Consider the following 15,719-nt stretch of genomic DNA (forward strand, 5'->3'; position numbering starts at 1 on the left):
TTTGCGCGGGCCGTTTGCGCGGCCGTTGCTGTATGTTGACGTTTTGCTGTTCAGTTTTCAAGGTTCAAGTTGTTTGCTGTCGTTCTTGACGACTCCTATGATATTAAAGCATATTATCCAAACTGTCAACACTTTTGGGAAATAAAATTATATTTATAAAACATTCTTTCCGAACGTTCTTTCCCTTCTATAGGAAGAGTTTAAAAAAGAAGGCAAGTTAAACGGCTCTGTAAAGCCATTCTACTTGACTCCTTTTCCTCTTCAAAGCATTCTTCTTTTCGCTCAGTACTAATCTTACTTACCAGACTATTATATGCCAAACATAATAAATCAGAATATTTCCCAATTTGCAAAATGCATATAATCTCTATTTCGGCTTTTCCTTCTATTAAAGCTCACGCCGGCCTTCCAAAGCTTTTGACAACGTCACTTCGTCTGCATACTCCAAATCGCCGCCTACCGGAAGACCGTGGGCAATCCGCGTGGTCTTGATTCCTGATGGCCTTACCAGACGGGAAATATACATCGCTGTCGCTTCGCCTTCGATCGTCGGATTCGTTGCCAAGATCAATTCCTCTACTTCTTCGTCCTGAAGACGCTTCAGCAAGGATGGTACGTTGATATCTTCCGGACCAATGCCATCCATTGGAGAAATAGCACCCTGCAAAACATGGTACAAGCCTTTGTAATCGCGCATCTTCTCCATTGCGATGACATCTTTCGGATCCTGCACCACACAAATCGTCGTGCGGTCGCGCTGCTGATCCTGGCAGATATGGCAAGGGTCCACATCAGTAATATGGCCGCACACCGAGCAGAAACTTAAATTCCGCTTTGCATCCACAAGAGCTTTAGCAAAATCAAGCACTGTGTCTTCCTTCATGCCAAGCACAAAAAATGCCAGCCGGGCTGCTGTTTTTGGCCCGATTCCTGGCAATTTCATAAAACTCTCCATTAATTTCGAAATGGGTTCTGGATAATGCATCTGGTTTACCTCCTAGAACATGCCCGGGAGATTTAAGCCCTTCGTGAATTTCCCCATTGTGGAATTCGCATGTTCATCCGCTTTTTTAAACGCTTCGTTTGTCGCTACGATCAACAGATCCTGCAGCATTTCAACATCTTCCGGGTCTACGACTGTTGGATCCAATACAACATCCAATACTTCTTTGTGGCCGGATACAGTGACTTTGACCATACCGCCGCCAGCTGCTCCTTCGAACTTCAATGTACCAAGCTCTTCTTGAGCAATCGCCATCTCTTTTTGCATTTTTTGCATTTGCTTCATCATGCCTTGCATATTTCCTCCACCGCGCATAATTAGTTCCTCCTTAGAATTTTCATTTTAATCGTCATGAACTTCGACAAAGTCTTTTCCGAAAAGACGTTCGGCTTCTGAGATGATCGGATCTTCTTCCGCCACTGCCCCTTCACCCGAAAACGGATTTTCTTCTTCAGCCTCTGACTGTTTTTCTTCAGTGCCCGCTTTCAATCCGCTCTTTTTAATAAACTCTTCACGGATCTTCAGCCAACTGGCATCCGGAACAAAAACCGGCGTATAAGCTTTGCCTGCATACTGTTCCAGCAACTGGCTGAAAGTTGCGGCAAACGTCTGGTTTTCGGAAGCCATCTGGCAATGAATATCATACTTGAATTTTAACACAAATGCATCTGCTGATGCCGCTACCGGCTCTGCATCATTCAATAAAGCCGAATGCGATCGCTGCAATTGGTTCATGACTGTCGCCCAATTGGTTTTGATTGCTTGAATATCCACTTTGGTCGCATTTTTCAAAACATCCTGAATGCGTCCCGTCGGTATTTTAAAGCTGCTTTGCACACGCTGGCGTTTTTTCTGCTCGGCTGGTGCCGCCGCTGCGCCGCTGCCGGCCCCATTCTGTACTTGCTGCTGCAATTCGCGCACCAGGTTTTCCAACTGGATGACTTTCGCTTCCAGTTCGGGTGACACTGCAGAAGCCGTGCTTTGGACCGGCACATCCGCCTGCGCCATTTTCAGCAAGGCTGTTTCCATATAAATTTTCGTATGGTTGGAAAAACGCATTTCCTGCTGTGTCTTGGATAGAATATCAATCCAAGTGTACAGCGTCGCCGGTTCAAATCGCTTGGCCAGCTCTTCAAAACGCGGTTCATGCGTCGCCAACTCCAACATATCGTGAAGGTCTGGCGCCGTCTGGATCAACAAAAGATCACGGAAGAAGGTGATGAAGTCCTCAACCAGCCGGACGGGATCTTTGCCGTCGCGCACCAATTGCTCCAACAGAGTCAATGCCTGTCCGATGTCTTTGGCAAGCAATGCTTCAGCGATGCCATAGAACATATCCTGGCTGATGGAACCCGTAACCAGCAATGCGTCTTCAATCGTCATTTCATCGCCGCTGAAAGATACTACTTGATCCAACAGGCTGAGTGCATCACGCATTCCGCCTGCTGCAGCCTGTGCGATTATTTTAAGCACTTGTTCGTTATAAGGAATCTGTGCATCCGTCAACACTTCCACCATACGCGCAACAATGTCCACTTGTGTATGCGACTTAAAATCAAAGCGCTGGCAGCGGGAAATGATCGTCAAAGGCAATTTATGCGGCTCTGTCGTCGCCAAAATGAAGACCACGTGTTCCGGCGGTTCTTCCAATGTTTTCAGCAACGCGTTAAACGCACTGTTCGACAGCATGTGCACTTCATCGATGATGTAGATCTTAAAACGGGAATTTGCCGGTGAAAACCGGACTTTCTCAATTATCTCCCGCATTTCTTCTACACGGGAATTGGAAGCCGCGTCAAATTCGATGACGTCGGTATTGGACCCTTCGTTGATGCTCTTACAGGAAGCACATTCATTGCACGGTTCCGATGCCGGCGCCTGCTCGCAATTCAACGCTTTGGCAAATATCTTGGCCGCACTGGTCTTCCCTGTCCCTCTCGGCCCCGAAAACAAATAAGCATGTGTTGTCTTATTGTAAAGGAGAGCATTTTGAAGAGTTTGTTTGACATGCGTCTGACCTGTCATTTCAGAAAAGGACTGTGGTCTGTAAACACGGTAAAAAGCTTGATACGCCAACTTGTTCTCTCCTTTTGAAGAATCTGTTTTTCGTCCCTTTATTGTATCATAAAAAGCCGGTTCTCTTGAATGATTTCCCTGTACAGGAGAGGATGATTTCGTGAATAAAACAATAAAAAACCTGCCCGCTCAAGAGCGGACAGGTTTGAATTTAAAGATTATTGCCGTGCACCTTTCTTCGACTGCTGCACATAAGCGTTACCCTTGTCGTTGGCTCGATCTAGGCGATCCCGCGGCACATGGAATGTTCCACTTAATGCTGCTTCCTTCCGGACCTGACATGGTTCATGGGATTCCATTGCGCAGGACCCAGATGTCAACACTACGTGCAAGAGGCAGACCTTACATGCAAACAGCCTCAGAAAGGAATTCAGTCCTGCTAAAGCGGATTGCAGGTTACAGGACACCGCTATCTTCCCACCTAGCACGGCATTTACTAGTATACGAATGATTTGTTAAAAAATCAATCAGTAACCTTCCTTAAATCTTAATTTCTTTTTAATCGAGCATATTTCCGGGTGCAGATCGGTTTTTCATTAATTTTTTATAAAAAAGAGAATAATGGTTGACATCCATTATTCATCCATGATAAATTAATTCATGTCCAATACGGAGGAATACCCAAGTTTGGCTGAAGGGATCGGTCTTGAAAACCGACAGGGGAGTCAAATCCCGCGGGGGTTCGAATCCCTCTTCCTCCTCCATTTTTTGAATTTACACGCGCATATAAATTCGAGATTGGATTCGTTACGTATGTAACGAATTTTTCTTAAATTTTGTATGTCTGATTATTTCGATATAGAGTACCGGAAGGCTTCGGCTTTCCGGTTTTTTCATGTCCATTTTTTCGTATTACCCGGGAAATAAAACAAAACCCTTGAGCAAAAAATGCCCAAGGGTTTCTTTATTTGCGCAGAATAGAAGTTTGCTTCATAAAACTGCCGATACGCTCAACGATTTGCTCGGAGCAGTCCGGATTGTTCATCAAATCGTAATCGTTGATGTTCAAACGGAGAACTGGACAGCCATTGAAGGAATTGATCCAGTTTTCATAGCGCTGATGCATTTCCAACCAATAGTCCACCGGTGTCTGCTGCTCCATCGCACGGCCGCGCTCCTGAATGCGGGAAAGAATGTCTTCAATCGAACCCTCCAGGTAAATCAGCAAGTCTGGGTGTGGGAAATAAGGTGTCATCACCATTGCTTCAAACAAGTTCGTGTACGTCTCGTAATCCACGTTGTTCATTGTGCCTTTTTCCCAATGCATCTTCGCAAAAATTCCAGTATCTTCATAAATCGAGCGGTCCTGGATAAATCCGCCGCCGTATTCAAACATCCGCTTCTGCTCTTTAAAGCGTTCTGCCAAGAAATAAATCTGCAAATGGAAGCTCCATTTCTCAAAATCATCGTAGAACAAATCCAAATATGGATTGGTATCGACATTTTCAAATGAAGTCCGGAATTGCAAGGCATCTGCCAAGGCTTTCGTCATTGTCGATTTCCCGACCCCCACTGTGCCGGCTATTGTAATTACTGCATTCTGTGGAATGCCGTATTTTTCTCGTAAATTCATAAAGTCAAACTCCTCTTTTGTAAAGTTCCATCCACTTTATCTAAAATCAGCTGAAGATCGCCGCTATTTTGGACAAAATCGATTTCGTCCCCATTGAAACGCAACACTGGAATTTCAGGATGCTCACGCTCAAAGCGTTCGATGAACTCGTGGTAATCGGCTGCCAACTGCTCCATATAGTCCGGCGTGATCATCTGCTCAAATTCACGACCACGCAATTTGATGCGTTTCATCAATGTATCCAGACTGGCATGCAGGTAAATAACCATATTCGGTTTCGGCATATCCACCGTCAAGATTTTATAGATAGCTTCATACTTGGCGTACTCAGCTTCCGGCAATGTGCGTTTTGCGAAAATCAGGTTTTTAAAGATATGGTAATCGGCGACGACCGGTTCCTGTTTGGAAATGAACTTCTTCTGGATATCGGCCAATTGCTTATAGCGATTGCACAAAAAGAACATTTCTGTCTGGAAGCTCCACTCTTCTATGTCTTCGTAGAATTTATTTAAAAACGGGTTTTCGTCTACTATTTCTTTTAACAGTTGAAATTGATTTTGATCGGCGAGCGCTTTCGTCAACGAAGTCTTGCCTACCCCAATCGGACCTTCTACCGTGATGAATGGCACCGGCATGTGAAGTCCTCCTTTTTCGATTCAAGTAAATTGCAATGCCATTTATTTTAACACACCAACTCGGTTAAAAGTAGAGTGGAAAATCGACAGTTTGTTTAATGGATCGCCGCTTTAAATGTTCCGCCATGCACTTCCTGGGTATCCATAATCGTCAAAAAGGCTTTGGAATCAATGTCTGCTACAATTTGTTTCAGTTTGGTGATTTCCAGACGGGTGACCACTACATAAATGATGTCTTTCGGAGAGTTCAAATAACCGCCTTTGCCATGCAGTTTAGTGAAACTGCGGCCCAGCCGGTCATTGATGGCCAACCCGATTTCTTCGTATTCTTCCGAGATGATCAGCACGGCTTTCGTATCATCCAAGCCCTGTATGACGACATCAATGGTCTTGGAGGCAATGTAGTAGGTCAGAACCGAATACATAGCCTGTTCGATTCCGAGGACAAATGCAGCCCAGCCAAAGATGAAGATATTAAAGAACATGACAAATTCGCCAATCGAAAACGGCAATTTTTTCGTGAGCAAAATCCCTAAAATCTCCGTTCCGTCAAGCGCTCCGCCGTTGCGGATGACAAGTCCGACACCTGCCCCCAGAAGCAGACCGCCAAATATAGTAGCCAGCAGCGGATCTTCTACGAAAGGTTCAATCCGGTGCAGGGGTATTTCAATCAAGGCCAATGCCACAATGGCAAAAATGGAAGAAATGAAAAAATTGCGGCCAATATGCTTGTAGCCGAAATAAAGAAAAGGCAAATTAATGATGACCAGCAATATCCCAAAAGGAACTACCGTCAAATAATCCACGATCAAAGAAATTCCGATAATCCCGCCATCGATGATGGAATTCGGCACCAGGAACAATTCAATGGCAGCAGCGGCCATCGCGGCGCCAATAATGATGAACACAAAGCGGATTGTAAAATGAAGTGGTTTTTCCTTTTTATGCTGTTTCACCTATATCTTCACTCCCAGTCTTTTCGTTTCTTTATTTTACGCTTTATAATGATTTTTGTCTGCCTGCATTTCCCTGCTCATTTTGCAGGCCCGAACATGCTACACTAGAACTAAGGAGCGATGCATCATGAACGGAATGGAAATCGATCAATTTTACATGGGATTGGCAATTGAAGAAGCACAAAAAGCCGCAGCTAAAGGGGAAGTTCCAATCGGTGCTGTCATTGTCCATCAGGATCAAGTAATAGCGCGCGCTCACAACTTGCGGGAAACGACGCAAAACGCAGTCACCCATGCGGAACTATTGGCGATTCAAGAAGCTTGCCGGCATCTGGGCAACTGGCGGCTGGAAGATACAAAGATTTACGTAACGTTAGAGCCCTGTCCGATGTGCGCAGGCGCCATTCTGCAATCCCGGATTCCCCATGTCATCTACGGTGCACGGGATGCAAAAGCCGGCAGTGTGGATTCTTTATACCGCTTGCTGAACGACGAGCGGTTCAACCATCAATGCCAAGTAACCGAAAACGTCCTTGCTGATGAATGCGGCCAGCTATTGACTCAATTTTTCCGAAACCTTCGGGAAATCAAAAAACAAAAGCGGAAAACCCAACTATAGGGTCTTCCGCTTTTATTCGTTGATAAATTGCTCGATCAACCGATTGACGATATCAGGCTGCTCATGCTGAATCCAGTGGGTTGCTTCTCCGACAAACGCCAAATTGACTTCTTCACAAAAAGACATGCTTTCTTTTGCCAGCATGGGAGACAGGAACTGGTCACCCAATCCCCAGATGATCCTGACCGGCACTTTGATTTTTGTTTCCGGGATTTGGCGGAAGCTGCCCCGCCGGATGGCCCGGTACCAATTCAGCATGGCTGTCAGCGCATCGGACTGCGACCACGCTGTTTTATATTGCTCCATTTCATGCGAAGAAAATGTATTCGGCTTACTGGTCTGTTCTATGCTTTGCTGCATCGTTTTAAACTCTCCCATACCGAGAGCCTTTTCAGGCAGGTTGGGTAGCTGGAAAAACGCAATGTAAGAGCTCTTCATCCATTGCAGGGGATTTTTCTTCAATACCCGAGGCATGGCTTTCGGATGGGGGATATTCAGGACGATCAGTTTGTCCACATACTCTGGATGTGTGGCTGCCAAATGCCAGGCAACGGCCCCTCCCCAGTCATGCCCGATGACAATGGCCGATTCTTTTTGAAAATGCTCGATGATGCCGATAACGTCATCCCGCAAATGGTCGACCGTGTAATTATCGATTCCTTCTGGCTTGTCGCTTAAATTATAGCCGCGCTGGTCAGGTGCCACTACCCGGTACCCTCTTTCCGCCAGCGGCTGAATTTGATTTTTCCAGCCAAACCAAAATTCCGGAAAGCCATGCAGCAAGACAACCAATGGTCCATTCTCAGGGCCGGCCACAGCAATATGGAGATTGATGCCGTTCGACTCCAGGAATTGAAAGTTCACGTTTTCCATCTAACAAACTCCCTTCACAAATGCTCTTTATCTACTCCTTACCCTTTTATCAAAATAAAAGGCTCAAAAGCAAAGTGCTTTTGAGCCTTTTTTTATTTAGTGATGATCTTTTTGCCGCCCATATAAGGCTGCAGCACTTCAGGGATCTTGATTGATCCATCTTCCTGCTGGCAATTTTCAAGCAATGCCGCCACAGTCCGGCCGATTGCCAGTCCGCTGCCGTTTAAGGTATGGACAAACTCAGGTTTGCCGGTTGCTTCCCGGCGGAATTTGATGTTTGCACGTCTTGCCTGGAAATCTTCAAAATTACTGCAAGATGAAATTTCCCGGTACGTTTCTTGGCTTGGGATCCATACTTCGATGTCGTATTTCTTGGCAGCTGTAAAGCCAAGGTCAGCGGTACACATTTTCAGTACGCGGTATGGCAATCCAAGAAGCTGAAGCACCTTCTCAGCGTGGCCTGTCAATTTTTCTAATTCATCATAAGAATCTTCCGGCTTCACAAAGCGCACCAGCTCGACTTTATTGAATTGATGCTGTCTGATCAATCCACGTGTGTCGCGCCCCGCAGAACCCGCTTCAGAACGGAAATTTGCGCTGTAAGAAGCAAAGGCTTGCGGCAGCATATCCGCTGTCAGGATCTCATCACGGTAGAAGTTCGTCACCGGCACTTCAGATGTCGGAATCAGGAAATAATCCTCTTTTTCGATCAGAAAAGCATCTTCTTCAAATTTCGGCAATTGGCCAGTACCGGTCAAGCTTTCACGGTTGACCATATACGGCGGCAGCATTTCTTCATAGCCATGCTCTTCCTGGTGAAGATCCATCATGAAATTGATCAATGCGCGCTCCAGCCGTGCGCCAAGTCCGCGATAAAAAACGAAGCGGCTGCCTGTTACTTTTGCTGCACGTTCAAAATCAATGATATGTAAATCCGTGCCCAGATCCCAATGCGGCTTTACTTCGAAATCGAATTCCGGCTTGTCTCCCCACGTGCGTATTTCTTCATTATCATCTTCAGAATCGCCGAACGGGACGCTGTCGTGTGGAATGTTCGGGACACGCATCATGATGTAGTGGAGGCTTTCCTCCACTTCACGCAGTTCTTCGTCAATGGCTTTGATGTTGTCGCCGACTTCGCGCATTTTCGCAATGGCTTCATCCGCATTTTCTTTTGCCCGTTTCATGGCAGCGATGTTTTGTGATGCTTCATTGCGTTCTGCCTTCAATTTTTCAGTCTGCGCAATCAATTCACGCCGCTTCAAATCCAATCCTTCAAAATCATCCAGTACAGAAATATCTTCTCCGCGTTTCGCCAGCTTGGCTTTTACTTCTTCAAAATTCGCACGTACAAAACGAATATCCAACATAATTGTTTCCTCCTAAAATTTGATTAACAAAAAAAGACAACAAAAATAGCCCCCATCCCTTGGTAAAGGGACGAGAGCTACCCGCGTTGCCACCCTGATTGATCGGCGAAAGCCAATCCTCTTCATCACATAACGGCATTAAAACCGGCAATGGCTTTTTTCGCCATGCAACTCCGGGACGGATTCAAACGCGTTTTTCACCGGTTCGCACCAACCACCGGCTCTCTTTGGAAAAACAATCGTTTTACTACTTCCCATCAACGTTTCGTCTTTGAAATTAATCATACTTTACTATAAATTGCTTAATTTGGCAAGGGAAAGCCTGACATACTGGGAATCATGCTTAAAAAATACGCCGTAATGCGATGGTCTTCCGTTAATTCCGGATGGAAAGAACAACCCAGAAACTGGCCGCTTTTCGCCATGACGATTTTCCCATCATGAACACATAACACTTCTGCGGATGGACCGGCGCTGACGATATGTGGGGCGCGGATAAAGACCGCATCGAATGCTCCGTCCAAACCTTTGATTTCAAGCGATGCTTCGAAACTGTCCACTTGTCGGCCAAATGAATTCCGCTCTACCGCCACATCCATAACACCAAGATGCGGCTCCTCATACCCAACCACTGTTTTTGCCAATAAAATCAGACCGGCACATGTCCCGAACATCGGCTTTCCGCTTTCAGCAAAATCCTGCAATGGCTGCATCATTCCATACCGATCAATCAGACGGCGCATGGCGGTACTTTCGCCGCCCGGCAAAATCAAGGCATCCAGCGTTTCGAGATCTTTCGGCCATTTTACCAAAACGCCTTCCGCTCCGCATGCCTCAAGCGATTGAAGATGCTCGCGAACAGCGCCCTGTAAAGCAAGAACTCCTACTCGTTTCATCTTTACCAGCCCCGCTCCTGCATGCGCTCGCCTGCAGCAATGGTTGAGATTTCAATCCCTTTCATGGCAATGCCCAAGTCTTTTGAAAGCTCCGCAATCAATTTATAGTCCTGGTAATGCGTAGTGGCTTCGACAATTGCCCGCGCAAACCGTTCGGGATTATCGGATTTGAAGATTCCGGATCCCACAAATACGCCGTCCGCCCCCAATTCCATCATCAATGCTGCATCTGCCGGCGTCGCTACGCCTCCGGCAGCAAAATTAACGACCGGCAAACGTCCCAGCCGTTTTACTTCTTTCAGGAATTCATAAGAAGCCCCCAGATTGCGCGCTTCCGTCATCAACTCATCTTCGCTCATGGTGATCACTTTTCTTACTTCTGCATTCACCTGGCGCAAATGGCGGACTGCTTCGACGATATTGCCGGTGCCCGGCTCGCCTTTCGTACGCAGCATAGAAGCTCCTTCACCGATCCGGCGCGCTGCTTCTCCCAAGTTGCGGCAACCGCAGACAAACGGCACCGTGTATTGATTCTTCAACAGATGAAATTCCTCATCTGCCGGCGTCAGTACTTCACTTTCATCAATATAATCTACACCCATCGCTTCCAGGATGCGGGCTTCTACAATATGGCCAATGCGGGCTTTTGCCATAACTGGAATCGAGACGGCTTTCATCACTTCTTCCGTTATGCGCGGATCTGCCATCCGCGCCACTCCACCGTCTCTGCGAATATCAGATGGCACCCGTTCCAGTGCCATGACAGCAGTTGCACCTGCCGCTTCAGCAATACGTGCCTGTTCCGCATTGACGACATCCATGATGACCCCACCTTTTTGCATTTCGGCCATTCCTCTTTTTACACGGTCTGTTCCTTGCTCACTCATTTACGAATTCCCCCTATTTGTTGATAAATTCAGTATAATAAAGATTGACCATATAAAAAGACTCAGTTCTCTTAATTTCAATAAGGTCAGTTGGAGGAAGGCAAATGGATATGCTTATGTTTCAGCTACAAAAACAGTCTCAAACCCCATTATATAAACAGCTATACCGTGAAATAAAAAAAGCCATCATTGAAGGCAGCATACAAGTTGATACCAAATTACCGAGCAAGCGAAAATTGGCGGATTATCTTCAAATCAGCCAAACGACTGTCGAACTTGCCTATTCCCAGCTTGTTGCCGAAGGATTTATTGAATCACGGCCGCGAAAAGGATTTTATGCCCAGCCGGTTGAAGAACTTGCCTATTTGGATATTCCGCAAGATGAACCGGTTACAAAAGAAACGATTTCCTACAAAGTTGATTTTAATTCAGCCAGCATTGATACGCGCTCGTTTCCTTTTTCCACTTGGCGTAAACTGGCGCGTGATATTCTCGATGAGTCGAGCCACGAATTGCTGTTGTCAGGCCATCCTCAAGGGGATGATGCCCTGCGCCAGGAAATTGCCAGGTATTTGTATCAGTCACGCGGAGTCATCTGCGCTGCAGAGCAAATTGTGATCGGTTCCGGTACCGAGCAGCTGCTGCCGCTGTTGATCCGCCTTCTCGATAAAACGCTTGTGTTCGGTTACGAGAATCCCGGTTATGCACTGACGCACAGCATTTTCAACCATCATGACCGCCAATCGGTTCCCATTGAACTGGATTCCGATGGCCTGAACGTCAGCGAATTGGAAGCGTCCAATGTGGATGTTGCATACGTTACCCCTTCTCATCAGTTTCCATCCGGCTCTGTTCTGAGCGCGACCAAACGGGCGCAATTGCTCAACTGGGCGGCGGCCAAACCAGAACGTTACATCATCGAAGATGATTATGACAGCGAGTTCCGTTATACGAGCCGGCCCATTCCAGCTTTGCAAAGCATGGATCGGAGCGACCGGGTCATCTACCTCAGCACATTTTCCAAGTCGTTGATGCCTTCTCTGCGACTTGCCTATATGGTCCTTCCAAAACGGCTGCTGCGCGCGTACCAGCAAACTTTTCTTCATTACTCTTCATCAGTGCCTAGGCACGACCAACAAATGGTCGCAACGTTCATGAAAGACGGACATTTCGCACGCCACTTGAACCGCATGCGCAAACTGTACCAGAAAAAAATCAAGCAACTCAGTGCCTCATTAGCTTTATATGCACCTACCGTCATCGTTTCAGGGGAACAGGCCGGTATGCACATTGTCTTGACTGTTCAAACAACGCTTACCGAAAAAGAGCTTGTCACAAGGGCTCAAGAAGCCGGTATCCGCGTGACAGGGATGGAATCTTATGACGTCCATAAAAAAGACAACCCCCACCCTAAAATTGTCCTTGGATTCGGCGGGCTGTCGGAAAAAGAAATCCATTCCGGCATCACTGAATTGATGTCTTGCTGGGAAATCCATTGAAAAAAGCCGGTCATCCAGTAGATGGCCGGCTTTCTTTATTAAAATAATCCTTTTACAAAACCACCGGCATCGTCCCATAGAGAAGACAAAAATCCTCCCGCACTGCGCATCGATAAAGATACCCAATTGGCACGTTCTACAGATTCAGTCGTCGCCACTTCAATATCTTCGGCGCTGCCGCTTAAATAACCGTATTCCGTTCCATCCGCTTTTGCGATTTCCACGGTTCCAACCACTGCATCTTTTTCTACAGCAGCTTCGAGTTTGCCGTTCTGGACAACTGAATCATCCAACAGCAATTCCGGTTGATACAATTTCTTGTCAGCGGTCCGGATCATCATCGTCACCGGCTCTTTGACGGCTATTGAAACATCTTCTTCCACGCCTTTTTCAACGGCTAAGGTTTCCTGCCCTTCAAACTGATAGCCAGCAGGAATGATTTCCTCTGTTGTAAATTGGCCAAATCCGAAATCCATCAACGCACGCGTTGCATCGAAACGGGCTTTATAAGAACCGGCCCCTTCATTGTCTACAGCCCCCATGACGACTGCAATCAACCGGGTATCTTCCCTTTTCGCTGTTCCAGCGAACGAATAGCCCGCGAAATCCGTGCTTCCAGTTTTCAGACCATCCATGCCTTCGTATTCATAAATTAAGCCAGGCAGCATTGAATTCCAATTTTCCATACGCGTTTCATCTGCCGTTCCTTCGCGGAACATCATCACTGGAACCTTTGTCGTTTCCAGCACTTCCGGATAATCATCCAGCAGGATTTTCGTCAGTTTTGCCACTGATCTTGCCGGCATCAGGTTTTCGTCAGTCTTTTTCGTCCCTTCCGGATGCATGTCCATTAGGCTCGAATTACTGAGGCCAGTTGAATTGACGAAAGTTGTTTCTTCTAAACCCATTTCCTCAGCTTTTTCATTCATTAACCGAACAAATTCACTTTCCGTCCCGGCAATCGTTTCAGCAATGCCGATCGTTGCAGCGTTGGCTGAGAAAATAGCCATCGCTTCATACAATTCTTTGATGGTATAAGAGCCATCTTTGCGGAATGGCACGTTGCTCAAACGCATATCCTGGGAAATTTGATAAGCATAATCCGTCACCTGGTATTCCTGGTCCCATTTGATCCGTCCGTCTTCAATCGCCTCGAACAACAGGTACTCTGTCATCATCTTGGTCATGCTGGCTACCCCTAAAGGCTTTCCGGCATTTTTTTCATAGAGGATCTTGCCGCTTTCAGCATCCACTAAAATCGCAGCTTCCGCCATTATATGTAACGATTCTTCCGCTTGTGCTTGCTGCGGAACAATTGCAGTCAAAGTCAAAATTGCCATTAAAGCCATCAATAAACCTTTATTAAAAACTTTTTTCACTTGGATAACTACCTCCGTTTATAATATTCCACATGCTATTCTACCATATTCTCCAGACCCAAAAATGCAAACATGAAAAAAGCACCTTTTCCGTCATAAGATTGACCGAAAAGGTGCTGAGAAGTCGATTAAATTGAGTAGTTAGGAGACTCTTTGGTGATTTGTACGTCATGCGGATGGCTTTCGCGCAAACCGGCACCTGTCATGCGGATAAATTGTGCTTCATCACGCAAAGTCTCTAAATCTTTTGTTCCGCAATAGCCCATTCCGGCACGGATACCGCCAAGTAATTGGTGAATGGTATCAGAAAGTGGTCCTTTGTAAGGCAAGCGCCCTTCGATGCCTTCTGGAACCAATTTTTTTGCATCATCTTGGAAGTAACGATCTTTTGAGCCTTTTTCCATTGAAGCGATTGATCCCATGCCACGGTAAGTTTTAAAACGGCGTCCTTGGAAGATTTCAGTATCTCCCGGGCTTTCAGTTGTCCCTGCCAGCAAACTGCCCAGCATAACTACGTGGCCGCCTGCTGCCAATGCTTTAATGATGTCTCCGGAATACTTGATCCCTCCATCAGCAATGATGGCTTTGCCATACTTGCGAGCTTCTGTTGCACAATCATAAACAGCTGTAATCTGAGGGACACCCACGCCTGCTACAACGCGTGTTGTACAGATGGAACCCGGTCCAATTCCGACTTTTACTACATCAGCTCCGGCTTCGATCAACGCTTTGGTTCCAGTAGCCGTAGCTACGTTTCCTGCAATGATTGTCAGTTCCGGATACTCAGCACGAATCTGTTTAACCATGCCCAAAACGCCTTCTGAATGGCCGTGAGCTGTGTCTAACACAATCACGTCAACAGAAGCCTTCACCAGATGCTCGACGCGTTTCATTGTGTCTGAAGTGACGCCTACGGCTGCTCCTGCCAATAATCGGCCGTGCTCATCTTTAGCAGCATTCGGGAATTCAATCACTTTCTCAATATCCTTAATGGTAATCAACCCTTTAAGAAGGCCATTACCATCAACAATCGGCAATTTTTCGATCTTGTATTGCTGCAGAATTTTTTCTGCATCTTCTAAAGTTGTTCCTACCGGAGCAGTGACCAATTGTTCTTTAGTCATGACATCGTCAATCTTTAAAGAATAGTCCTGGATAAAGCGCAAATCACGGTTTGTGATGATCCCGACAAGTGTAAGATCGTCTTCGTTCTTGACAATCGGAACACCTGAAATGCGGTATTTGCCCATTAGATGTTCTGCATCATAGACTTGATGTTCAGGAGTTAAGAAGAAAGGATCTGTAATAACGCCATTTTCTGAACGCTTTACAGTAACAACCTGTTCCGCTTGTTCTTCGATGCTCATATTCTTGTGAATAATTCCTAATCCACCCTGACGAGCCATTGCAATTGCCATTTTAGCTTCCGTTACTGTATCCATGCCTGCACTGATCACTGGAATTTTCAACTTAAGTTTTGGTGTTAATTCAACAGCCAAATCGATATCTTTCGGTAAAACCTCCGAATGAGCTGGTACAAGCAATACATCATCAAACGTTAAGCCTTCTTTTACAAATTTTGATTCCCACATAAGTAGACGCGCCTCCTGCTTCCTTTTAAATATTATTGTAAGGTTATCAGCGTCCATATAGTGTGTCAAGAAACTACGAAAAGAAAAAGTATTTCGAATAATTAATTTCATTTGTTTTAGGGTCGTTAGGAACGCTGTTTAAACAATTACTTACAAACTGCATCATCTTCTATATCGAATGGGATGCATATTGGATGGCCGGTGTTACTCTGATAATTTTTTAGGCTTTCCTATACTTCTTTCAAATAAACAAAAAAAGCCGTTACCGGAATCGGTAACGACTTTCATTCATGTGCCCAGCGACGTCCTACTCTCACAGGGGGAGACCCCCAACTACCATCGGCGCAAAAGAGCTTAACTT

At 46.0% G+C, this 15,719-nt stretch carries 14 protein-coding genes, 1 tRNA gene, 1 other RNA gene and 1 other annotated feature; of the genes, 3 read left to right on the forward strand and 13 right to left on the reverse strand.

The features are described from left to right. Window positions 1–388: 388 nt before the first annotated feature. The 4 genes from recR to ffs form a co-directional block, all read right to left on the reverse strand. Window positions 389–985 carry a recombination mediator RecR gene (recR, locus tag IRE19_RS18220; RefSeq protein WP_008497656.1) on the reverse strand — a complete coding sequence of 199 codons (597 nt, stop codon included), beginning with the start codon at window positions 983–985 and terminating at the stop codon, window positions 389–391. Window positions 986–997: 12 nt separating this feature from the next. Then, the gene (locus IRE19_RS18225) at window positions 998–1,318 is read right to left on the reverse strand and encodes a YbaB/EbfC family nucleoid-associated protein (RefSeq protein ID WP_191716952.1); all 321 of its coding nucleotides are present in this window, start codon (window positions 1,316–1,318) and stop codon (window positions 998–1,000) included. Window positions 1,319–1,345: 27 nt separating this feature from the next. Further along, window positions 1,346–3,079: a DNA polymerase III subunit gamma/tau gene (gene dnaX / locus IRE19_RS18230; protein ID WP_203341440.1), complete on the reverse strand. Its 1,734-nt coding sequence runs from the start codon at window positions 3,077–3,079 to the stop codon at window positions 1,346–1,348. Between the two features lie 164 nt (window positions 3,080–3,243). Continuing rightward, window positions 3,244–3,509, reverse strand: an RNA gene (gene ffs, locus IRE19_RS18235) — signal recognition particle sRNA large type. Between the two features lie 181 nt (window positions 3,510–3,690). Here ffs and IRE19_RS18240 point away from each other — a divergent pair. Then, window positions 3,691–3,783 (forward strand) — tRNA-Ser (locus IRE19_RS18240). 200 nt (window positions 3,784–3,983) lie between these two features. Here IRE19_RS18240 and IRE19_RS18245 read toward each other — a convergent pair. The 3 genes from IRE19_RS18245 to IRE19_RS18255 form a co-directional block, all read right to left on the reverse strand. Further along, on the reverse strand, window positions 3,984–4,652 hold the full coding sequence (locus IRE19_RS18245; RefSeq protein WP_203341441.1) for a deoxynucleoside kinase: 669 nt from the start codon (window positions 4,650–4,652) through the stop codon (window positions 3,984–3,986). Then, complete coding sequence (locus tag IRE19_RS18250; RefSeq protein WP_191716949.1) at window positions 4,649–5,287, reverse strand: deoxynucleoside kinase; 639 nt, start codon at window positions 5,285–5,287, stop codon at window positions 4,649–4,651. Before IRE19_RS18250 ends, IRE19_RS18245 begins: the two co-directional genes overlap by 4 nt. A 95-nt stretch (window positions 5,288–5,382) precedes the next feature. Continuing rightward, window positions 5,383–6,243 (reverse strand): YitT family protein, encoded by an 861-nt coding sequence (locus IRE19_RS18255; protein WP_203341442.1) that lies wholly within the window; start codon window positions 6,241–6,243, stop codon window positions 5,383–5,385. Window positions 6,244–6,370: 127 nt separating this feature from the next. Between IRE19_RS18255 and tadA the strand changes: the two genes are divergently transcribed. Then, window positions 6,371–6,862: a tRNA adenosine(34) deaminase TadA gene (gene tadA / locus IRE19_RS18260; RefSeq protein WP_203341443.1), complete on the forward strand. Its 492-nt coding sequence runs from the start codon at window positions 6,371–6,373 to the stop codon at window positions 6,860–6,862. 12 nt (window positions 6,863–6,874) lie between these two features. Here tadA and IRE19_RS18265 read toward each other — a convergent pair whose 3' ends face one another. The 4 genes from IRE19_RS18265 to pdxS all read right to left on the reverse strand — a co-directional run bounded on the left by IRE19_RS18265 (window position 6,875) and on the right by pdxS (window position 10,888). Continuing rightward, on the reverse strand, window positions 6,875–7,735 hold the full coding sequence (locus IRE19_RS18265; RefSeq protein WP_203341444.1) for an alpha/beta fold hydrolase: 861 nt from the start codon (window positions 7,733–7,735) through the stop codon (window positions 6,875–6,877). 92 nt (window positions 7,736–7,827) lie between these two features. Beyond that, window positions 7,828–9,105 carry a serine--tRNA ligase gene (gene serS, locus IRE19_RS18270; RefSeq protein ID WP_203341445.1) on the reverse strand — a complete coding sequence of 426 codons (1,278 nt, stop codon included), beginning with the start codon at window positions 9,103–9,105 and terminating at the stop codon, window positions 7,828–7,830. A 63-nt stretch (window positions 9,106–9,168) separates the two neighbouring features. Continuing rightward, window positions 9,169–9,375 (reverse strand) — a binding site (T-box leader). 32 nt (window positions 9,376–9,407) lie between these two features. Next, window positions 9,408–10,001 carry a pyridoxal 5'-phosphate synthase glutaminase subunit PdxT gene (gene pdxT / locus IRE19_RS18275; RefSeq protein ID WP_203341446.1) on the reverse strand — a complete coding sequence of 198 codons (594 nt, stop codon included), beginning with the start codon at window positions 9,999–10,001 and terminating at the stop codon, window positions 9,408–9,410. A gap of 2 nt (window positions 10,002–10,003) precedes the next feature. Further along, window positions 10,004–10,888 (reverse strand): pyridoxal 5'-phosphate synthase lyase subunit PdxS, encoded by an 885-nt coding sequence (gene pdxS / locus IRE19_RS18280; RefSeq protein WP_203341447.1) that lies wholly within the window; start codon window positions 10,886–10,888, stop codon window positions 10,004–10,006. 104 nt (window positions 10,889–10,992) lie between these two features. Here pdxS and pdxR point away from each other — a divergent pair, with 104 nt between their 5' ends. Then, window positions 10,993–12,387: a MocR-like pyridoxine biosynthesis transcription factor PdxR gene (pdxR, locus tag IRE19_RS18285; RefSeq protein WP_203341448.1), complete on the forward strand. Its 1,395-nt coding sequence runs from the start codon at window positions 10,993–10,995 to the stop codon at window positions 12,385–12,387. Between the two features lie 38 nt (window positions 12,388–12,425). Here the strand turns inward: pdxR and IRE19_RS18290 are convergent, their stop codons facing one another. Next, a complete protein-coding gene (locus tag IRE19_RS18290) occupies window positions 12,426–13,766 on the reverse strand; it encodes a serine hydrolase (RefSeq protein ID WP_203341449.1) in 1,341 nt (446 codons plus the stop codon). A 128-nt stretch (window positions 13,767–13,894) separates the two neighbouring features. Further along, complete coding sequence (guaB, locus tag IRE19_RS18295; RefSeq protein ID WP_191716940.1) at window positions 13,895–15,358, reverse strand: IMP dehydrogenase; 1,464 nt, start codon at window positions 15,356–15,358, stop codon at window positions 13,895–13,897. Window positions 15,359–15,719 lie beyond the last annotated feature (361 nt).

The organism is Planococcus beijingensis, assembly GCF_016820615.1.
Classification (GTDB): Bacteria; Bacillota; Bacilli; order Bacillales_A; family Planococcaceae; genus Planococcus; species Planococcus notacanthi.